The 19,280-nt window shown below is 67.3% G+C and carries 17 protein-coding genes and 1 pseudogene; 12 read left to right on the top strand and 6 right to left on the bottom strand.

Annotated features, from left to right (window positions below; translation table 11 throughout):
• Positions 1–32: 32 nt before the first annotated feature.
• Positions 33–2,075: an ABC transporter ATP-binding protein gene (locus J7I89_RS01070; protein ID WP_285290161.1), complete on the bottom strand. Its 2,043-nt coding sequence runs from the start codon at positions 2,073–2,075 to the stop codon at positions 33–35.
• Positions 2,072–3,817 (bottom strand): ABC transporter ATP-binding protein, encoded by a 1,746-nt coding sequence (locus tag J7I89_RS01065; RefSeq protein WP_214966581.1) that lies wholly within the window; start codon positions 3,815–3,817, stop codon positions 2,072–2,074. The genes J7I89_RS01070 and J7I89_RS01065 overlap by 4 nt, the downstream gene beginning before the upstream one ends.
• Positions 3,818–4,029: 212 nt before the next feature.
• On the opposite strand from J7I89_RS01065, the gene J7I89_RS01060 reads away from it, so the two are divergent.
• On the top strand, positions 4,030–4,476 hold the full coding sequence (locus J7I89_RS01060) for a hypothetical protein (RefSeq protein ID WP_214966580.1): 447 nt from the start codon (positions 4,030–4,032) through the stop codon (positions 4,474–4,476).
• A gap of 19 nt (positions 4,477–4,495) precedes the next feature.
• Here J7I89_RS01060 and J7I89_RS25870 read toward each other — a convergent pair.
• The 3 genes and pseudogenes from J7I89_RS25870 to J7I89_RS01045 form a co-directional block, all read right to left on the bottom strand.
• Positions 4,496–4,639, bottom strand: a pseudogene (locus J7I89_RS25870) (alcohol dehydrogenase catalytic domain-containing protein); the annotation flags it as partial.
• Between the two features lie 112 nt (positions 4,640–4,751).
• The gene (locus J7I89_RS01050) at positions 4,752–6,233 is read right to left on the bottom strand and encodes a cytosine permease (RefSeq protein WP_214966579.1); all 1,482 of its coding nucleotides are present in this window, start codon (positions 6,231–6,233) and stop codon (positions 4,752–4,754) included.
• A gap of 15 nt (positions 6,234–6,248) precedes the next feature.
• A complete protein-coding gene (locus J7I89_RS01045; RefSeq protein WP_214966578.1) occupies positions 6,249–6,647 on the bottom strand; it encodes a nuclear transport factor 2 family protein in 399 nt (132 codons plus the stop codon).
• Positions 6,648–7,077: 430 nt separating this feature from the next.
• Between J7I89_RS01045 and J7I89_RS01040 the strand changes: the two genes are divergently transcribed.
• The 4 genes from J7I89_RS01040 to J7I89_RS01025 all read left to right on the top strand — a co-directional run bounded on the left by J7I89_RS01040 (position 7,078) and on the right by J7I89_RS01025 (position 9,975).
• On the top strand, positions 7,078–7,323 hold the full coding sequence (locus J7I89_RS01040) for a YbaK/EbsC family protein (RefSeq protein WP_214966577.1): 246 nt from the start codon (positions 7,078–7,080) through the stop codon (positions 7,321–7,323).
• Positions 7,324–7,464: 141 nt separating this feature from the next.
• Positions 7,465–8,313: a PhzF family phenazine biosynthesis protein gene (locus J7I89_RS01035; protein WP_214966576.1), complete on the top strand. Its 849-nt coding sequence runs from the start codon at positions 7,465–7,467 to the stop codon at positions 8,311–8,313.
• Positions 8,314–8,443: 130 nt separating this feature from the next.
• Positions 8,444–9,247 (top strand): alpha/beta fold hydrolase, encoded by an 804-nt coding sequence (locus J7I89_RS01030; RefSeq protein WP_214966575.1) that lies wholly within the window; start codon positions 8,444–8,446, stop codon positions 9,245–9,247.
• A gap of 5 nt (positions 9,248–9,252) precedes the next feature.
• Positions 9,253–9,975 (top strand): alcohol dehydrogenase catalytic domain-containing protein, encoded by a 723-nt coding sequence (locus tag J7I89_RS01025; RefSeq protein WP_214966574.1) that lies wholly within the window; start codon positions 9,253–9,255, stop codon positions 9,973–9,975.
• 83 nt (positions 9,976–10,058) lie between these two features.
• Here the strand turns inward: J7I89_RS01025 and J7I89_RS01020 are convergent, their stop codons facing one another.
• Positions 10,059–11,450 carry a cation:dicarboxylate symporter family transporter gene (locus J7I89_RS01020; RefSeq protein ID WP_214966573.1) on the bottom strand — a complete coding sequence of 464 codons (1,392 nt, stop codon included), beginning with the start codon at positions 11,448–11,450 and terminating at the stop codon, positions 10,059–10,061.
• Positions 11,451–11,651: 201 nt separating this feature from the next.
• On the opposite strand from J7I89_RS01020, the gene J7I89_RS01015 reads away from it, so the two are divergent.
• The 7 genes from J7I89_RS01015 (at position 11,652) to J7I89_RS00985 (ending at position 19,280) form a co-directional block, all read left to right on the top strand.
• Entirely contained in the window at positions 11,652–12,818 is a 1,167-nt protein-coding gene (locus J7I89_RS01015) for a GTP-binding protein (RefSeq protein ID WP_214966572.1), read from the top strand.
• Positions 12,815–12,937, top strand: coding sequence for a type B 50S ribosomal protein L36 (ykgO, locus tag J7I89_RS01010; RefSeq protein WP_056624948.1), 123 nt, complete (start codon positions 12,815–12,817; stop codon positions 12,935–12,937). The genes J7I89_RS01015 and ykgO overlap by 4 nt, the downstream gene beginning before the upstream one ends.
• 134 nt (positions 12,938–13,071) lie before the next feature.
• Positions 13,072–13,653 (top strand): AAA family ATPase, encoded by a 582-nt coding sequence (locus J7I89_RS01005; RefSeq protein ID WP_214966571.1) that lies wholly within the window; start codon positions 13,072–13,074, stop codon positions 13,651–13,653.
• Between the two features lie 236 nt (positions 13,654–13,889).
• Positions 13,890–14,783, top strand: coding sequence for an SRPBCC family protein (locus tag J7I89_RS01000; protein WP_214966570.1), 894 nt, complete (start codon positions 13,890–13,892; stop codon positions 14,781–14,783).
• An 876-nt stretch (positions 14,784–15,659) separates the two neighbouring features.
• Entirely contained in the window at positions 15,660–16,874 is a 1,215-nt protein-coding gene (locus J7I89_RS00995; RefSeq protein ID WP_214966569.1) for a glycosyltransferase family protein, read from the top strand.
• Positions 16,861–18,078 carry a glycosyltransferase gene (locus tag J7I89_RS25535; RefSeq protein ID WP_214966568.1) on the top strand — a complete coding sequence of 406 codons (1,218 nt, stop codon included), beginning with the start codon at positions 16,861–16,863 and terminating at the stop codon, positions 18,076–18,078. Before J7I89_RS00995 ends, J7I89_RS25535 begins: the two co-directional genes overlap by 14 nt.
• Positions 18,078–19,280, top strand: a complete 1,203-nt coding sequence (locus J7I89_RS00985) for a glycosyltransferase family 4 protein (RefSeq protein ID WP_214966656.1) — start codon at positions 18,078–18,080, stop codon at positions 19,278–19,280. The genes J7I89_RS25535 and J7I89_RS00985 overlap by 1 nt, the downstream gene beginning before the upstream one ends.

The raw sequence follows: 19,280 nt of genomic DNA, 5'->3' as shown, positions 1-19,280 counted from the left end.
GTCGCAACCTTCTGCGCTTGAGACGGCCGTCCCTAAACCTCCGCCACCGGAGCCGCGAACTGCGCCGCATACAGCGCCGAGTACGCCCCGCCCGCCTCCAGCAAGGAAGCGTGCGTCCCCTGCTCCACGATCTGCCCTGCCTCCATCACCAGGATGAGGTCAGCGTCGCGGATCGTGGACAGCCGGTGCGCGATCACGAAGCTCGTCCGGTCGGACCTCAAAGCGCTCATCGCCTTCTGCACCAGCACCTCCGTGCGCGTGTCCACCGAGCTGGTCGCCTCGTCCAGGATCAGCACCGAAGGCTGGGCCAGGAACGCCCGGGCAATCGTCAGCAGCTGCTTCTCGCCGGCGGACACATTGGAGCCCTCGTCCTCCAGCACGGTGTCGTATCCCTCCGGCAGCGAGTGCACGAACCGGTCCACGTACGTGGCCTGAGCAGCCTCCAAAATCTCGGCTTCAGTAGCAGTAGGCCGCCCGTACGCGATGTTGTCCCGGATCGTCCCGCCGAACAGCCACGTGTCCTGCAGCACCATGCCCATCCGCGAGCGCAGCTCGTGCCGCGTCATCGCGGTGACGTCCACGCCGTCGAGCGTTATCCGCCCCGCATCCAGCTCGTAGAACCGCATCATCAGGTTCACCAGGGTGGTCTTGCCCGCGCCGGTCGGGCCGACAATTGCCACGGTCTGGCCAGGCTCGGCCACGAGACTGAGGGAAGAAATCAAGGGCCTGTCCGGCGAATAGGAGAACGAGACGTTCTCGAACACCAGCCGCCCCCGCCCGCCGTCCGGCGAACAACCAGGCACAGGGTCCGGCAATTGCTCGTCCGTGTCCAGCAGCTCGAACACCCGCTCCGCGGACGCCACCCCGGACTGCAGCAGGTTGGCCATGGACCCCAGCTGGGCCAGCGGCTGGGTGAACTGCCGCGAGTACTGAATGAAGGCCTGCACGTCGCCCAGCTGCATCGCCCCGGACGCCACCTGCAGCCCGCCCACCACGGCGATCCCCACGTACACCAGGTTCCCGATGAACGTCAGCGCCGGCATGATCAGGCCGCTGATGAACTGCGCCCCGAAGCTCGCCGCGAACAGCTCCCCGTTCTTCTGCCGGAACCGCTCCTCCACCTCCCGCTGCCGGCCGAACACCTTCACCAGCGCGTGCCCCGTGTACGTCTCCTCGATCTGCCCGTTCAGCTCCCCCGTGTGCTTCCACTGCGCCACGAACAGCTTCTGCGACCTCTTGGCGATCAGCGCCGTGGTCACCAGCGTCAGCGGCACCGTCACCAGCGCAATCAGCGCCAGCACCGGCGAAAGCAGGAACATCATCACCAGCACGCCCACCACGGTGAGCAGCGACGTCACCGCCTGGGAGATCGACTGCTGCAGGCTCTGCGAGATGTTGTCCACGTCGTTCGTCACCCGGCTGAGCAGCTCGCCGCGCTGGATCGAATCGAAGTAGCGCAGCGGCAGCCGGTGGATCTTCGCCTCGATCTGCTCGCGCAGCCGGTACACCGTCCGCTGCACCACGCCGTTGAGCACGTACGCCTGGATCCAGCCGAACGCCGATGCCAGCACATACAGCGCCAGCGCCCACAGCAGCACCGAGAACAGCGCCGCGAAGTCGATGCCCGTCCCCGGCGTCAGCGCCATGGCGCCGAGCATGTCCGCCTGCGAATTCTCGCCGGCCGCCCGCAGCCCCGCGATCACCTCGTCCTTGCTCATCCCGGCCGGCAGGTCCTTGGACACTACGCCGGCGAAGATCAGGTTGGTGCCCTCCCCCAGCAGCCGCGGCCCGATCACCGAGAACGCCACGCTCGCCACGGCCAGCGCCAGGACCAGCACCAGCCACAGCCGCTCGGGATGCAGCGTCCCCAGCAGCCGCCGGGCCGACGGCCCGAAGTTCATCGCCTTCTCCGCGGGGACGTTCATCCCGGCGAACGGCCCGCCCCTGCCCGGGCCCATCGGCGGCCGCGGCGGGCCCGCGGGACGTTCCGCGCTCCCCGCGGTGGCACCCGCAGAACGCCCGACGGCGGACGGCCCGCTTCCCGGGGTCTGCCCGGTGCGGCTTGAGGTGCTCATGCCGCCTCCTCCGCCGCCAGCTGCGAGGACACGATCTCGCGGTACGTCTCGGATGTCTCCAGCAGCTCGCCGTGCGTTCCGCGCCCGACGATCCGGCCGTCGTCGAGCACCAGGATCTGGTCCGCGTCCAGGATGCTGGACACCCGCTGGGCGATGACCACTAGGGTGGCTCCGGAGGTGTCGTGCTTGAGGGCCTGGCGGAGCCGGGCGTCCGTGGCGGTGTCCAGCGACGAGAACGAGTCGTCGAAGATATACAGCTCCGGCCGCTTCACGAGCGCCCGGGCAATGGCCAGCCGCTGCCGCTGCCCGCCGGACACGTTGGTGCCGCCCTGCGAGATGGGCGCATCCAGGCCGCCCTCCATCTCCCGGACGAAGTCCTGCGCCTGGGCCGTGGCCAGCGCGCCCCAGAGCTCGTCCTCCGTGGCGTCCGGCTTGCCGTAAAGCAGGTTGCTGCGCACCGTCCCGGAGAACAGGTACGGCCGCTGCGGGACCAGGCCGATGTGCCCCCACAGCAGATCCGGATGCAGCTCGCGCACGTCCACCCCGCCCATGAGCACCGCGCCGCCGGTGGCGTCGAAGAGCCGCGGCATCAGGTTCACCAGCGTGGTTTTCCCCGACCCCGTGCTGCCGATGATCGCCGTCGTCTGCCCCGCGCGGGCGGTGAACGTGATGCCGCTGAGGACGGGCTGCTGGGCGCCCGGGTAGGCGAAAACGACGCCGCGCATTTCCAGCTCGCCGCGGCCGACGCCGTCGGAAGCGCCAAAGCGCCTCGGGTGGGCCGGCGGGCGCACGGACGATTCCATCTCGAGCACCTCGCCGATCCGGTCAGCGGACACGGCGGCGCGCGGGATCATTACGGCCATGAACGTGGCCATCATGACTGACATCAGGATCTGCAGCAGGTAGCTGAGGAACGCGATGAGCGTGCCCACCTGCATGGAGCCGTCCTCGATCCGGAACGCGCCGAACCAGATCACCGCCACGCTGGAGACGTTGAGCACCAGCATCACCACGGGGAAGGCGAGCGCCATCAGCCGGCCGGCGCGCAGGGCGGTGTCCGTGACGTCGTCGTTGGCCTGCGCGAACCGGGCGGTCTCCAGGTCCTCCCGGACGAAGGCCCGGACCACGCGGATGCCGGCCAGCTGCTCGCGGAGCACGCGGTTGACGGTGTCGATCCGGACCTGCATGCTGCGGAACAGCGGCACCATCCGGCTGATGATGATGCCGACGCCGATCAGCAGCACCGGCACGCTGACGGCGATCAGCCAGGACAGCTGCACGTCCTGCCGGATGGCCATGATCACCCCGCCGATGCTGAGCATGGGCGCGGCCACCATGAGCGTGGCGGACATCAGCACCAGCTGCTGGACCTGCTGGACGTCGTTGGTGGAGCGGGTGATGAGGCTCGGGGCGCCGAACCGGGTGACTTCCTGCTCGGAGAACTCCCCCACCCGGGTGAAGATGGCCCCGCGCAGGTCCCGCCCCATGCCCATCGCGGCCTTCGCGCCGAAGTACACGGCGGTGACGGCGCAGGCGATCTGCAGCAGGGTGATGAACAGCATGAGGCTGCCCACCCGCAGGATGTAGCCGGTGTCCCCCTTGGCCACGCCTTCGTCGATGATGTCCGCGTTCAGCGTGGGCAGGTACAGCGAGGCGATGGACTGCGCCAGCTGGAAAACGACGACGGCGATCAGCAGCCGCCGCTGCGGCCGCAGGTATTCAACGAGCAGCTTCCAGAGCATCCGGACTCCACGTCACTCGAAGTGATTCGAAGGCCAGTTTACGTCCGGCGGCTTGGGACGGGCTGGGACGGGGCGGGTCCGGCCGGGCTCGGGCTCCGGGCGGGGGCCATCAACCGGGCCGCCGACCGGCCTCCCCTGTAGGCTGTGGTCACCGCCGGAAAACCGCGGTGACCGCATGTTGAAGATTGGGGACTTCATTGGGGGAACAGCGTTTGGATTCCGGCGCGCCCGGGGACATACCGGCGGCCATCCGAATATCGACGGCGTGCTGGCTCACCAGCGCCGTGGTGTTCGGCATCGTGCCGGTCATCCTAGACGTGGCAGGAATCAAGTTCGGCCAGTCCATGCCTGACTGGGCGGTCCCCTTCATCGTGGCGTTCGCGGTGCCGCTGACTGCCCTGCAGGTGTGGGCCGCAGTCCAGCTGCAGCACGGGGCGGGGTGGGCGCGCCTCCTCCTGACGGCGGCCGCCGTCGTGTCCGTGCTGGCTGCGCCGCTGGCCCAGTCGGCGCTGATCCTGGCCGGTTTGGTGCTGACGCTGGCCGGCGCGGTGCTGATGTGGCTGCCGGTGAGCAGCCGCCACTTCCTTTCGGTCCGGGACGGCGCGCAGGCGGAGGCTTTGAACAGGCATTCCGAGCGATGCCCGACGGCGGGGCCGTGAACAGGGGCGGCGCGTCTCCCGCGCAGTTGCGGCAGCGGCCGCACGGTGCGAACCAGGACAGGACGACATGGTCGCCCACGGAAACACCGTCCACGTCCGGTCCGGTTTCCCTGATTATTCCGGCGGCTTCGTGTCCCAGGACGAGTGGCTTGTCGGCGGCCAGTCCCCGTTGACGATGCGAAGATCGGAGTGGCAGACGAAACGCGCGCGCGGGTGGTTGCCATTGGTCTAAGGCTTCCTTGGCGTTGGTCCGGAGTGTGTTGCCGTTCCTGTAATCAATGCCTCATCGTCGCTACTGGCGCACCATGGCCGAGTTGCTGCTCGCTGCGGGCCATTGCGGCGCCTTCCCCGGCAAGGTCCAGCGAGCGGCTAAGCAGGAAGTAGACGACCGAGGTGACCAGAAGTCCGACGAGCCAGGCGATGTCGACACCGCCAAGTGCCTCGGCAATTGGCCCGGTGTAGCTCCAGGAACCGATCTGGGGCAGCACCATGAACGGGATTTCAGCCAGGAGACCGATAGCGAAGGCGACCAGACCACGCCACGCCCAGACTCCGTAAATGCCCTTGGGGGTGAACAGGTCGGTGATGGCGTAATGGCCCTTGCGGACAAGGAAGTAATCGACAAGGTTCGTAGCCGTCCAGGGAACCAGCAGATACAACATCAGGGTCAGTGCGGAGAAGACTGTGGCAACCGCCCCCGAGGTGATCGTGCTGGCAATGAGGTACCACGCCGCAGTCAGGATGAGGACGGTGATGATCCGGGCTTTGCGGGTCGGTTTGATGGGCCGGATGGAATCGATGGTGGTCAGCACGGTGAGCATCCCGCCGTAGGCGTTCATTCCCATGGTGGCTGCCAGAGCGAGGGCCGAAAGCAGCGCGGTGGCGTCGCCAAGGTGGACGAACACGGTGTTTCCGGCCAGCTGGAGCCCGGCGAGGCCGTCGGTGGCACCGAGCCGGATTGCCAGCCAGGCCCCGAGGATGATCAGCCAGATCGCGGAGGAGGATGCGCCGAAGAAGACGGCAGCGATAACGGACCGGCTCCTGGTCTTGGACGGCAGGTAGCGCGAATAGTCGGAAACGTAAGGTGCGTAGGTGATGTTGTACGCTGCTGCCGCGGCGAACTGCGCCATGAACGCACCCCAGTTGAAGCCGTACTCAGTGGTGCTTTCGGCTCCGCCGGCGTTGCCGGTGATGACTCCGATGGTCAGGATCAGCATGAGCGGCAGGGAAACGTAGAGCAGCACGCGGAAGGCCTTGTGTACCCAGTCGTGGCCAAAAATCGCAAGCGCCGCCGCGCCGAGGGCCGCTACGACGGCGATGATGGCCGGGCTCCAGCCAAAGGCGCTGTTTAAGCCGTCACTGAGGAGCACCGTGTCAACCACGTTAAAAGCCACATAGGTGAACAGGGTGGCAATCAAAGGAATCACAACGCCCCGGTACCCGAACTGGGCCCGCGACTGGATCATCTGCGGAAGGCCCATAGTGGGGCCTTGAGAGGCATGGAAGGCCATAAAGACGGTTCCGACCGCGATGCCAAGGACGCTGGCGACGACGGTCCATCCCAGGCTCAGGCCCATCGAGGGGCCGATGAAACCGATCGGGATGGAGAAATATTGGAAGTTGCCCAGGAACCAGAGCGGCGTCTGGTGCCATAGCTTCCCGTGCCGTTCGTTATCGGGAACCCAGTCGATGGAGCGTATCTCGATCAGGGGTGCGCCGGGCCGCGCCTTGGGCTGGTCGGATGCTTCTGAGGTCATTGGTCGACTCCGTGATCAGAAAGTGTTGAGTGAGAGGTGCTCGTGAACGGCCAGGATGCCGCTGGAACCGGACCGGGTGAACACGATGGTCTCCCGTTCCTCAGTGGTTGTCCGCTGTCCCTGTTCCTCGGTGGTGGTTGCCACGCTGTGGGAAAAGACCGCGGTTGTGCCGCAGATCTGGATGAACGGATCACTGCTATGACAGCTGATCACTTTCCATCCTTCGGACATCCAGGTGCGCCACTGCGCTTCGTAGTCGTCCCGGCTGGTGAGCCGTTCAGGGGTCCCGTGGAAGATGAAGGTGGCCTGCGGATCGAAAGAGGCGAAGTATGCGTCGTCGTCCATGGCGGAATAGGCCGTGACGATCCGGGACGCTGCCGAAGTGATTTCTTCCGGGGTTAATTGCAGGCTCATTGTTCTCCACTGTCTGGTCGGGACTGCCGTGCCGGCCAAAGACTGCCGCCGGGCTAACCGGCAGGTGATCGGAGTGATTCCAATCACACGACCCACTATGCAACATATGATGCCCGATAGGCAACGATGTGACTGAATTGGTCGCTCCTGTCGTCCATGGAGGACTTAGCGTTTGATCAGCTTTACGACGTCCCGGCGTAGTTCCCCGCTGGGTGATACGTGCCGCGAGCAGCGTTCCCAGGACGATTGTCCGCAGGGCCGGGTGAAGCCACGACGCACCGTCACGCACTGCCTCACCCCCAGATTCTGGCCGGACGTAGTCTTGTTCCCAAAAGGACGCATATGCGATTCGCTCCCGCTAAGGGCGCGCCGCCCGCAGCTTTGAACGGAAGAGAGAACCCCTCTGACTGACACGATCCTCCTGCCCGCGGTGGCCGACGCCGAAACCACCGTGGCCCAGACCGGCATGCTGGTGGGCGGCGTCACCGCCGCCGGCATCGAAGGGCTCCCGATCTATATGGACCGGGCCGTCCTCGACGCGCCCCGGGTGGTGATGGGCGGCGGGAACCGCTCCAGCAAGATCGTCCTCGCCCCCGCCGAACTCCTCAAGCTGCCCGGCGTCGAGGTGGTGGACGGGCTCGCCACTCCGCGCGAGCCGGCGGAACAGCTGGACTGAAGCCGGACTCAGCGGCGCCGCCGGCAATCCACGGAGCGGAGGCCACTTTCGCAGATTGGCTATGGTGCCGCGTCCGGCCACCCGCCTACCGTGGGTGAGGGCTTCGCCAGAAGATCCGCCGAATCCGAGAGAAAGAGCAGCATGGCCGCCGTCGTCAACGAATACCCCTTCTCGCAAGTGGACGTTTTTGCTCCGGGACCGAAGCCGGGCAACCCCGTCGCCGTGGTCCATGACGCCGATGGCCTGTCCACGGAACAGATGCAAAGCTTCGCCAACTGGACCAACCTGTCGGAGACCACCTTCCTGCTGCGGCCGTCCCATCCGGACGCGGATTACAGGCTCCGGATCTTCACCCCGCGCGCAGAAATTCCGTTCGCTGGGCATCCCACCCTCGGCTCTGCCCACGCCTGGCTGGAAAACGGCGGCCAGCCCCGCGGCGAAGAAGGGCTCGTGCAGGAATGCGGGGCCGGCCTAGTCAACGTCAAGCGGGCGGACGACGGGTTGTCCTTCGCGGCGCCGCCCCTGCGCAGGTCCGGCCCGGTGGAACCCGCCGCCCTCGAACAGGCCGTGGCAAGCCTCGGCATCGGCCATAAGCAGGTCTTGGGCAGCAACTGGGTGGACAACGGCCCGGGATGGCTGGGAATCCGGCTGGCAACGGCCCAGCAGGTGGTGGACCTCAAGCCCGATTTCTCCGCCATGGGCGACCTCATGGTCGGCGTCATCGGCGCCTTCGAGGACGGCGGTCCGGCGGACTTCGAGGTCCGCGCCTTTGCCCCCGGTCTCGACGTGCCCGAGGACCCCGTAACCGGAAGCCTCAACGCCGGCTTGGCGCTATGGCTGCGCGGCGAGGGCGTGGTGGCCGCGGACTACACCGTCCGGCAGGGAACGGTCCTCGGGCGGGGCGGACTGGTCACGGTCACCAGCGAAGCAGAAACCATGTGGGTGGGCGGCGCCAGCCGCACTGTGGTCCGCGGCAGCGTGGGGCTGTAGGCCCCACCGTGACACTCCGGCCGCCCATGGATGCCGGAATCCCTCAGGTCTAGAATCTGCCTCAGGTCCGGAAAAAGGACCCGGCGGCCGCGTCCGGCGGACCGTACGCAACGCGAACACGGGGTGGTTCATGGACGCCGTCGAAGTTGCAGGATTGCGTATCGCCTACCAGCGCGCCGGCCGGGGGCCAGCACTGGTGCTGTTGCATGGAGCCTACGAAGACAGCCGCATCTGGCGGCCGCAGCTGGAAGCGTTGTCGGACGAGTTCACCGTTGTTGCCTGGGATGCTCCCGGCTGCGGCAATTCGGCTGTCCCTCCGCCGGACTTTTCGGGCGAAGACTTTGGGAACGCCCTTGCCGGTTTTCTTCGGGCCGCTGTGCCGGAAAGGCCCAGCGTCCTCGGCCTGTCGTGGGGGTCCGGGGTTGCCCTGGAGCTCTATCGAGGGCATCCGGAGCTGCCGTCTTCGCTGGTCTTGGCTTCCGCTTACGCAGGTTGGGCAGGTTCGCTGCCTCCGGAGGAAGTGGACCGGCGCAACGCCCAGGTGCTCAGCGAGCTCGACCAGCCGCCGGAGAAATTCATTCCGGTGTGGCTGCCCACGCTCTTCACCGAACACGCCGACCAGGCCGTCGTCAACGAGGTCAGCGGGATCATGGCCGATTTCCACCCGGCAGGCATGCGCGCGGTGCTGAACGCCAGCGGCCACGCCGACTACCGCGACGTCCTGCCCACCATCACGGTTCCCAGCCTGCTCCTCTACGGCGAAAAGGATGTACGGTCACCGTTGAACGTCGCCCACGAGATGCACCGGCAGATTCCCGGGTCAACGCTCGCCGTGATTCCCGACGTCGGGCATCTCGCCTGCGCGGAAGCGCCGGCGGCGTTCAATGCCGAAGTACGCCGGTTCCTGCACGGGCTCGAAGACCGGGCCGACTAGCCCGGATGAAACGAATCGAGATCCGGGAACACGGCGCCGAAGACGTCCTGCAGCTTGTGGATGCCGGTTCCGTTGCCGAGCCGGGCCCCGGGCAGGTCACGGTGGAAATCCATGCGGCCGGAGTGAATCCCGCCGACACCCATGTCCGGGCCGGCAACTACGAGTTCCTCAAGCCCGACCTGCCGTTCGCGCCCGGATACGACGGCGCCGGCGTGGTTTCCGCCACCGGCACGGGCGTGACCCACGTGCAGAAGGGCAGCCGCGTCTGGGTCTCAACCATCCCGGCGCGGACGCTCGGGACCTATGCCCAGACGATGGTGTGCGACGCCGGCATCGTGCACCCCCTCCCCGACCACCTGTCATTCGAGGAGGGCGCGGCGCTCGGGGTCCCCTACACCACCGCCTACCGCGCCCTGTTCCAGCGCGGACACGGCTCCCCCGGCGAGGTGGTCCTGGTCCACGGGGCCAGCGGAGGCGTGGGCATACCGGCCGTCCAGATCAGCCCGCGTTCCCTCATGGTGGCTGAAGCCGACGTACGGGGCACCGCCCTGTGGAACATGACCCCGGCGGAGTTCGAGGAGGCGTACGCCGCTCTGGACAGCGTGCTGCGCTCCCAAACCATCCGGCCCGTGATCGGCAAGCAGTTTCCGCTCGCCGAGGCAGCCGAGGCCCACCGGTTCATCACCACGTCGCGGGCACTGGGCAAGGTGGTCCTGCGGGTCAGGTAGCAGAACCACCGGCGTCGGGGCCCTGCCCGCGGGGGCCGGAGACCGCCGTCGTGGGCCGGCTGCCAGCCCACGACGGCGGCGGGTCACCGCGCCGGTTCGGGCACCTCGCGTTCGCCGGCGTCCGCCGGCACGCTGCCGACGGCGGCAGGAACCTCCGGCGAGCCGGCCGCCGTCGAGCTTTCACCGGCTCCCCCGCGGAACGCCTCGAGCATGGCCTCCCGGTCAAACTGGCCCTCCCACTTCGCCACCACGAAGGTGGCCACGCAGTTGCCCAGCAAGTTCACGGCGACCCGCATGGAATCCATGACACGATCCGCCCCCAGCAGCAGTGCCACGCCGGCCACGGGGAAGATGCCCAGCGCGCCCGCAGTGGCGGAGAGCGCCAGGAAGGCCGAGCCCGGCACTCCCGCCATGCCCTTGGAGGTGAGCATGAGGATGCCCAAGGCGGCGAGCTGCTGGCCGAGGTCCAGGCTGTGCCCGAAGGCCTGGGCAAGGAATAGCAGGGAGATGGAGAGGTACAGCGCCGCGCCGTCGAGGTTGAACGAATATCCCGTGGGAACCACCAGCCCGGTGGTGGCACGCGAGCAGCCGGCGTTGGTCAGTTTGGTCATGATGCGCGGCAGGACGGACTCGGTGGAAGCCGTTCCCAGGGCCAGCAGGAACTCCTCCCGCGAATACCTGATGAACTGCCACAGCGGCACCCGCGGATAGACCCACGCCACGAGGAACAGGAGCCCGATGAAGACCAGGGCTGCGCCGTAGCACGCGGCGATGAGAACCGCGTAGGTGCCCAGGGAACCGAGCCCGTACTGGCCGATGATGAACGCCATGGCCCCGAACGCGCCGATCGGCGCCACGCGCATGACCCAGCCCATGATCCTGAAGAACAGCTCCAGCACCGTCTCCAGCAGGTTCACCACCGGCAGGCAGCGTTCACGGCCCACCACCACGATCGCGGCGCCGAAGAAGACCGAGAAGCAGAGCACCTGCAGCAGGCTGTTGGAGGCGAAGGCGCCCACCACGCTGGAGGGAATGATGCCCAGCAGGAACTGGCCGGCATCCTTGGGCGGAGCGGTCCCGGTCTTGGCGTCCAGCGCGTCCTGGGACAGCGAGGACGGGTCGATGTTCAGGCCCGCGCCGGGCTGGACCACGTTGCCCACGATCAGCCCGAAGAGCAACGCAAACAGCGTGGCGCCCGTGAAGTACACCAGGGCCTTCACGCCGACCCTGCCCACGGCCTTGACGTCCCCCACCGCCGAGATGCCGGTGACGATCACCAGGAAGATCAACGGCGCAATGATCATCTTGATCAGCTGGATGAAGCCGTCGCCCAGGGGCCGCAGGCTCGAGCCGAGGCCCGGCCAGAAGTGCCCGATCAGCACTCCGAGGCACACCGCCACGAGGATCTGGAAGAACAGCTGTTTATGGAAGGGCTTCTTCGGTGCCTGGACAGCAGGAGACGCTGGGAGGTTCATCTGGTTGCCTATCGGTGTGGGGCGGCACTAGCGCCGTTCGGTCACAGGCAACGCTAGGGACCGGATGTTTCCGGGACGCTACATCCGCACTGCGGAATTGTTTAACCGCTTAATGGAACTTTCAAGTTTGGCTCGCGCGTCCGGCCGTCCCCTGCTCCGTGTCGGGTTGTATTTGAGAATCATTCTCATTAGAGTGGAGCCATGCATCTCACCGTCGTCAGCTCCCTCGATGCCCTGTGCCGCCAGCAGGCGTGCCAGGCCCTGGCCGCTGCCCACCCCAACGCCGTCATCGTCCTTCATGACCTGCTCGAGAACGGCCGTGTCATCCGCCGCGTCTTCGGCCGGTCCGGGCCCATCGAGCGTGAAGAAACCCTCCTGGAGCACGGCTGCCTCAGCTGCACGGTGCGCCTGGACGTGGTCCCCACCGTCGAGCGGCTGCTGGCACTCGGCGAGGACCACATCATCGTCGGGCTGCCGCCGGCCGTTCCCTCGTCGACGGCCATCAATGCCCTGAAGCGGGGACTCGCGCACGAGTTCACGGTCGACGCCGCCGTCCTCGCGTGCGCGCCGGATGCCGTGGAAGACCACATCTGGGACCACCACACCCTGTTCGAGTCCGGGTTCACTCCCGTCCCTGACGACGGACGGACCCCCGGGGAGTTCCTCATTGGAGAACTGCAGTTCAGCGACACGGTCCTTTGGGCCGATCCCGAACTTGTCCCGGTGGACCCAGAAGGGCGCGCCCGCGGCCTGCAACTGCTCCGCGAGCTGGCGCCGCACGCGGACATCACGGAGGATGCGGGCAGCATTCGCCGGGGCAGGCATGACTACGCGGAGGCAGCCGGCAGGACCGCCCTTGGCGCGGTGCGGGTCCCGGCAGGACCGTCCGCGTCACCGTTCACCACCGTCATGCAGCGGGTTCAGCGCCCCCTCCACCCCGAGCGGTTCCGCCACGCACTGGCCACGCTGGCGCAGGGATGCTGCTGGCTCCGCGGCCGGCTGTGGATAGCGGCTGCCCCCGGATGCCGGATCGCCGTCCAGGGAATCGGGCCGCGCGTCTGGCTGGAGAACACCGGCCCGTGGCTGGCCGACCAGAACGCCGCCCCCTCGGCGGACCGGGCAAGGGACTCGGACGCGCGGCTGGACTGGCACCCGGAGTTCGGCGACCGCGGGACTGTCCTCGCGGCCACCGGCGAAGACATCGATCCGGAGGAGATCGCCCGGCTGCTGACCGGCTGCGAACTGACCGATGCGGAAATGGAGGCCGGCTTTGCCGGTCTGGGCGATCCGTTCGGCCTCGCCGGACCCAACGAAACACAGCCCAACGGAACCCATCCCAATGACCCCAAACAATGGAGCAACACATGAAAGTACGGAACTCGCTGCGGGCACTGAAGAAAATGCCGGGCGCGCAGGTGGTCCGCCGCCGCGGCAGGACCTTCGTCATCAACAAGAAGAACCCGCGCATGAAGGCCCGTCAGGGCTGACCACGGCCGGGAACGTCGGCCGGTGAGTACCGCCAATCCGGCGGTGCCCACAGTGGCACCCACAGTGAGTTATGCCTCATCCCGGGACGATCCGGCGGCGCGCGTCGTTGGAACTGGTGGCGGAAGGAGGCCACTTGATCATTGTTCTGACGGGAATTGACGGCTCAGGAAAGACGACGGCCGCCCACTCCCTGGTTGCCGCGGCCCGCGCGCAGGGCACGGAGGCGCTGTTGCTCAGCAACTACGCCGGCCGGCGCAGGATGTCGCTGCTCAGCGCCAGGTTAGGCGTTCGGCTCCCTGGCCGGCTGGCCGATGCCGGGGAAACTGCCATCCGCGTGGCGAACGTGCTGGTGTCCCATGCCCGGGCCCGGCAGTTCCCCGGCCTGGTGGTCATGGACCGCCACCTCCAGTGCCAGCTGGCACTGCGCCGGACCAGGGGCCTGCCGCGCGGACGGTTTCTTCCCCGCCTCATCGGCGCGCTGCCCCGCCCGGACCTGGTGGTCAATCTGGACGTCAGCCCGGAACGGGCGCACGAGAGAATCGTGGCGCGCGGCACCGACGAGGAATCCCTTGATGATCTGAAATCACTTCGCGACGCCTACCGCTCGCTGCCCGAGTACACCGACTTCGTGAAGATCGACGCCGATGCGCCACCGGCTGAGGTGCTCGCCCGGCTGACACAAGCCATCGGCGACTCCGGCGTGCTCAAGGTTTAGTCAAGAATTCCCGAAACCCGGCAAATCCGCCGCAACGCGGTGAACGCGGCGGTACATTGAATCCAAGCTCTCCGCTTTCCCCCCAGACCGGAGTGCCGGAAGCCTCCGTGCTTGAGTCCCTGGATTCGCGCGGGGGCTTCCTTTTGCTCTGGCCGCGATGGGTCGCCGACGATATAGTAAGCATGCTGATGACCTTGGTTTGGTCATCGTCTGTTCACGTCGACGAAGGAGACACTATGAGCACGCGGGTCGAGAAACGCATTTTGGTGAACGTACCGGTAAGCACGGCGTACAACCAGTGGACGCAGTTCGAAGACTTTCCGCATTTCATGGGCGGCGTCAAGAAGGTGACGCAGCTTAGCGACGACCGCCTCGAGTGGGTTGCCGAGATCGCCGGCCTGAAGCGGAAATGGGAGGCGAAAATCCTCGAGCAGGTGCCGGACCGCAAGGTGGCCTGGGCGGCCACCGAGGGCGCCACCAATGCCGGTTCCGTGGAATTTGAGGATGTGGGCGGCGGGCAGACCTCCATCCGGCTCGTCATCGACTACGAGCCCGAAGGGCTGGTGGAGAAGGTGGGCGAGAAGCTCCACGTGGTGGATCGCCAGGCGGAGGCCGACCTCAAGAGGTTCAAGCAATTCGTCGAAGCCGAAGAGTACGCCAGCGGCGCGTGGCGGGGTTCCGTCAACGAAGGCGCCTCGGTGGGCACCCCGGGCGTTGAAGATGCGGCCGAGTCACGCGGTGACAGCGGCAAGGCCGGCATTTCCGGCAAGGTGGCGGCGGCCGCCGGAGTGGCCGCGGCGGCAGCGGCGGCCACCGCAGCGACTGCGGGCGGCAAGAGCCCGGAGGCTGCTCCGGCTGCGAGCGAACCGATCACTCCGGTGGCCACCCCGCCGGATACCGGAACTGCAGGCGCCACGGGCACAGGCGAAACATCAATCGCCGGCGGTTCACCGCTGACGGACGAGACAATCGCCCACCCCTTCGACCAGACCAACGGCCTGATCGATGACGAAGGGGACTCGGACGAAACCGCTGCAAGTGACACGCGGAGCGCTGCCGATCGGGCGGAAAATGCGGACCGCACCCCCGGCACCGTCCCGCCAATTGCAGGAAATCCCGGCCAGCACTAAACCCGGCACGAAACGCATGAAAAACGACGGCTGGCCATCCCGCCGTCGTTTTTCATGATTCGCAAATCGATGCATTTATTTTGCTGGTAAACGTACAATTAGAGCATTGACCTCCACGGAAAGCGGTGGCAACGTGGGATTCAACTCCCACCCTCCATCGTCGCGGGGTACCAATGCACAGCTACTTCATACCCTTGGTTTTTGCCTCGGGCAGGCGCAGACGCAGAGGTCTCCGCCACGCCGCGGTGCTGGTACTCCTCGCTGCCGCTACGTTCGTGGCAGCCTCCACCCCGGGCTTTGCCCGTGACCCGCTCCCCCCTCACACCGCACAGCTCGCGGTACCCGCCGCGATCACTGAGGCGCTGGGAAGCGTCCCTTCCGTGGCGCCAATCGCCGGCATCTTCAGCGAGCAGCAGACAGCCGCGTGGGCGGGCGCGCAGGGCGATGACCACTGGCTGCGGGAAAGCGCGTTGCGCACGTCGGTGCCGCTTGCGCCAACTGCGGATGCGTGCCCGTCCTCACTCCCGCCGCAAGAGAAAGGGACCTGGCAACACCTCAGCCGGTCACCGCCGACTCCCGGCGGCCACTGCGCGTGAGCCGGCCTGACGGCTATCGGAAGGGATGCACGCAGGCCCCCGCCGCCCAGGCACGAAAAAGCCGCCGGCAGTAAAGAATTACGTTCCGGAACTTGTTAGCCGGCGCATGGTCCGAAATACTCCGGGACATTTATGAGAGTTCTTTAATGATTCCTTGCCGGGACGGACATTTATGAGAGTTCTTTAATGATTCCCTCATTCCCGATTAAGTCTTGTCATTAAGGCTTGCCAAACCAAACGCTATTCTCGCCGAGAATCCGGCATGCTGCGAGGGCCCCACGTGGAACACATAAGAATTGTTCTTTATTCACACGACTCCCTGGGTCTCGGGCACGTGCGCCGCAATCTCGCCCTCGCCCATGCCCTGAGCAACCAGCTTCCAGGCCTGACCGGGCGTGCGGTGACGGGGGTCCTGGTTTCCGGCACGGTGCTCGCCCCGGGATTCAAGCTTCCCCCCGGCTGGGATTGGGTGATCCTGCCGGGCGTTGAGAAGAGCCGCAGCGGCTACCGTCCAAGGAACCTCGACGTTCCCATGCCGGACCTGGTGTCGCTCCGGGCTTCCTTGCTGGAGTCAGTCCTGGGCAGTTTCCGCCCCGATCTGGTGGTCGTGGACCGGCACGCCACCGGAATTCACCGCGAACTGGAAGTGGCCCTGCGCCGGGCCCGGGCCGGCGGCCCGGTGCGGGTTGTGCTGGGGCTGCGCGAAATCCTGGATTCGCCGGATGCGGCCATCGCTGAATGGGACCGTGAGGGCGGCGCAGGGCTCGTAAAGTCCCTGTTTGACGCCATCTGGGTTTACGGCGATCCTGCCGTCCACGATCCGGTTGCCGCCGGTGAAATTCCGCACTCCTTCCGGAAACTGATCCACTACACCGGCTATCTTGCGGCAGGGCGGCCGCCGGGTTCCGGGAAACTCTGCATGCTGCGCCCTTATGTCATGACGACGGTCGGCGGCGGCGCCGACGGCCATGCCCTGGCGAAAATAGCGTCCGACGTCGCCCTGCCCCCGGGAGTGGGCCACCTGATTGTTGCCGGACCGCAGATGCCCGACGAGCAGCTCAACGATCTGCGCCGGCACGCCACGGCGGGCGCCCGAATCGTCGACACCCTGGACGACATGGTGCTCCACATGCGCCAGGCCGAGGCCATCGTTTCCATGGGCGGCTACAACACGGTCTGCGAAATCCTGAGCACCAGGGTCCCGGCCCTCATTGTGCCGCGCACCGAGTCACGCGCCGAGCAGCGGATCCGGGCCGAATCCCTCGCCGCCGCGGGCTACCTGGAACATCGCGACATCGGCACGCTGACGCCCGCCATCCTCGCGGACTGGCTCGTAAAGCGGCTCGGCACCAAGGTGGACCGCCGGCGCGCACAGCTCAACGGACTGGTCCGGGTGCCCCAGCTGGCCGCCGGTCTCCTGCTGCCCGTGCTGGAATCCACGGGCACCCGCCCGCTGGGCCATATCCGGGAGGGCGCCGCGCATGTTGCAATCTGAACCGGCCACCGCCTACATCCTGAAAATGTACCCGCGGTTCTCCGAGACGTTCATCGTCTCCGAGATCCTGGCGCGCGAGGCCGCCGGGGACAGGATTGAGATCTTCTCCCTCCGTCCGCCCAACGACCCGCGATTCCATCCTGAACTGGCACGCGTCAAGGCGCCCGTGACGTATATCGCCCGTCCGAAGAGCGCCGAGGGCGTGTGGGAGACGTTCCGTGCCGCGGAAGCCGCCGACCTCGCCCCGGCGGTGTCCCGGGTTTTCGCGGAGCTGGCCACCACGGGCCCGAACGATGCGCTCCAGGCCATCAACCTCGCCGTCGCCCTGCAGAACCGGGACATCAGGCACCTGCACGTTCATTTCGCGTCAACCCCCACGAGCGTCGCGAGGCTGGCCTCGGCCATCACCGGCATTCCCTATTCCTTCACGGCCCATGCCGTGGACATCTTCGTTGACACGGACGACGGCGATCTCCGGACCAAGTTTGCGCAGGCCCACCATGCCGTGACCATCAGCGCCTACAACCTCCGCTTCCTGCGCCGCCGCTTCCCGGACGTCACCTCCCGCCTCCACCTCGTGCGCAACGGCCTGGACCTCGACCGCTTCCCGTACCGAGACCCCCGGCCCCTCGGCGCCACGGTGCGGGTGGCGGCCGTCGGACGGCTCGTGGAAAAGAAGGGATTCCAGCACCTGATGCCCGCCGCCGCCGAGCTCGTCGCCCAGGGCGTCCCCCTGGACCTGAGAATCGCCGGAACGGGGGTGCTCGCCGCGGAACTGCAGTCCGCCGTCGAACAGCTGGGGCTGGCGGACCACGTCAGGCTGCTGGGGCCGCAGACCCAGGACCAGGTCCACGAGCTGCTGCAGTCCTGCGACGTATTCGTTGCTCCCTGCGTGGTGGCGGCGGACGGCAATGCAGACGGGATGCCCACGGTTCTGCTGGAGGCCATGGCCACCGGCGCTCCCTGCGTCTCCACCGCCGTCACCGGGATCCCCGAGGTGGTGCACAACGGACGCACGGGAATCCTGACCACGCCGGGCGATCCGCATCTGCTCGCCCAGGCCATCCGCCGCATGAGCGCACCGTCAACGGACAGGGTGTCGCTGGCCCGTAATGCCCGCGCGCTGATCGAACGGGACTACGACGTGCGGCAGCAGGCCGAGACCCTCCGAGCCTTGTCGCTCGAGGCAAGGAAGGTGGCGTGATGCGCGTCGCCTACGTCTGCGCCGATCCCGGCGTCCCCGTCTTCGGCACCAAGGGATCCTCCGTCCATGTCCAGGAGATCGTGCGCGCCTGGCGCAGGGCCGGCGCCGGCGTCACGGTGTACTGCGTCCGCGCCGGGAACGACCGCCCGGCCGACCTGGCCGGCCTCGATGTCGTCGAGCGTCCGCCCCGCCGGGCAGAGCCGGCCGCGCGGGAGGGCGCCCTCGAAGAGGCGGCCCTTGCCCTCGCCGACACCGTGCTCCGCGACGGCTGCGACGTTGTCTACGAACGCTATTCGCTGTTCAGCCCGGCACTTTCCGTGGTGAACGGCGCGCTCGGGGTCCCCGCCGTCCTCGAGGTCAACGCACCGCTGATCGAGGAGCAGCAGCGCTACCGCCAGCTTTTTGATGTTGACCTCGCTGAATCAACGCTCCGCCGTAATGCCCTGGCCGCCGACGCGGTGGCCTGCGTTTCCGAGCCCGTGCTCCGGTGGGTGAAGCGGCGCGTCCCCGAGGCCAGGACCGTGCTGGCGCCGAACGGCGTCAACACCTCCCGGATCACCGCCCGGCCGGCTGGTGCGTGGCCATCCGGACGGCGGGCGGGACCGCAGGCGGGAATCCAGGACCAGGGCCCCTTCACGGTGGCCTTCACCGGCACCCTCAAGCCGTGGCACGGGGTTCCGGACCTGCTCGAGGCGGTGGCCCTGGCCAACGCTGATCCCAAGGGCACGGGCCGGTGGACTGTGAGGATCATCGGCGACGGGCCGGGCCGGCCGGACCTCGAACGGCTCGCCGCCCAGCTGGGCGTGGACGCCGAGTTCACCGGAGCGGTTTTGCCGGAGTCCGTGCCGCGGCTGCTGCACGAATGCGACGCCGCGGCGGCACCGTATCCGCGGCCGGAACCCGGCCAGGACCATTATTTTTCGCCTTTGAAGGTGTACGAATACCTGGCAGCGGGCATGCCGGTGATCGCCACGTCCGTGGGCCAGATTCCCTCCATCATTGAGCAGGGACGGACCGGGCTGATGGTCCCTGCCGACGATCCGGCGGCGTTCGCCGCCGCGCTGAACCGTCTGGCGGCGGACGCCGCGCTCCGCGAACGGCTGGGCACCCAGGCCCGGGCCGCAGCCGTCGAACATCACAGCTGGGACGGCGTGCTCTCCCTGATCGCCGCGGCGCTGGCATCCCGGCAGGAGGTGGCCTGA

Source organism: Arthrobacter sp. ISL-5, from assembly GCF_018613835.1.
Taxonomy (GTDB): Bacteria; Actinomycetota; Actinomycetes; order Actinomycetales; family Micrococcaceae; genus Arthrobacter.
The sequence above is the reverse complement of the archived record's forward strand: the minus strand, read 5'-3'. Positions and strand labels throughout refer to the sequence as shown.

Bases quoted from the DNA above. Each gene is read 5' to 3' on its own strand.
- J7I89_RS01070 (WP_285290161.1), bottom strand. From the start codon at position 2,075: ATGAGCACCTCAAGCCGCACCGGGCAGACCCCGGGAAGCGGGCCGTCC.
- J7I89_RS01065 (WP_214966581.1), bottom strand. From the start codon at position 3,817: ATGCTCTGGAAGCTGCTCGTTGAATACCTGCGGCCGCAGCGGCGGCTG.
- J7I89_RS01050 (WP_214966579.1), bottom strand. From the start codon at position 6,233: ATGACCTCAGAAGCATCCGACCAGCCCAAGGCGCGGCCCGGCGCACCC.
- J7I89_RS01045 (WP_214966578.1), bottom strand. From the start codon at position 6,647: ATGAGCCTGCAATTAACCCCGGAAGAAATCACTTCGGCAGCGTCCCGG.
- J7I89_RS01035 (WP_214966576.1), top strand. From the start codon at position 7,465: ATGGCCGCCGTCGTCAACGAATACCCCTTCTCGCAAGTGGACGTTTTT.
- J7I89_RS01030 (WP_214966575.1), top strand. From the start codon at position 8,444: ATGGACGCCGTCGAAGTTGCAGGATTGCGTATCGCCTACCAGCGCGCC.
- J7I89_RS01025 (WP_214966574.1), top strand. From the start codon at position 9,253: ATGAAACGAATCGAGATCCGGGAACACGGCGCCGAAGACGTCCTGCAG.
- J7I89_RS01020 (WP_214966573.1), bottom strand. From the start codon at position 11,450: ATGAACCTCCCAGCGTCTCCTGCTGTCCAGGCACCGAAGAAGCCCTTC.
- J7I89_RS01015 (WP_214966572.1), top strand. From the start codon at position 11,652: ATGCATCTCACCGTCGTCAGCTCCCTCGATGCCCTGTGCCGCCAGCAG.
- ykgO (WP_056624948.1), top strand. From the start codon at position 12,815: ATGAAAGTACGGAACTCGCTGCGGGCACTGAAGAAAATGCCGGGCGCG.
- J7I89_RS01000 (WP_214966570.1), top strand. From the start codon at position 13,890: ATGAGCACGCGGGTCGAGAAACGCATTTTGGTGAACGTACCGGTAAGC.
- J7I89_RS25535 (WP_214966568.1), top strand. From the start codon at position 16,861: ATGTTGCAATCTGAACCGGCCACCGCCTACATCCTGAAAATGTACCCG.
- J7I89_RS00985 (WP_214966656.1), top strand. From the start codon at position 18,078: ATGCGCGTCGCCTACGTCTGCGCCGATCCCGGCGTCCCCGTCTTCGGC.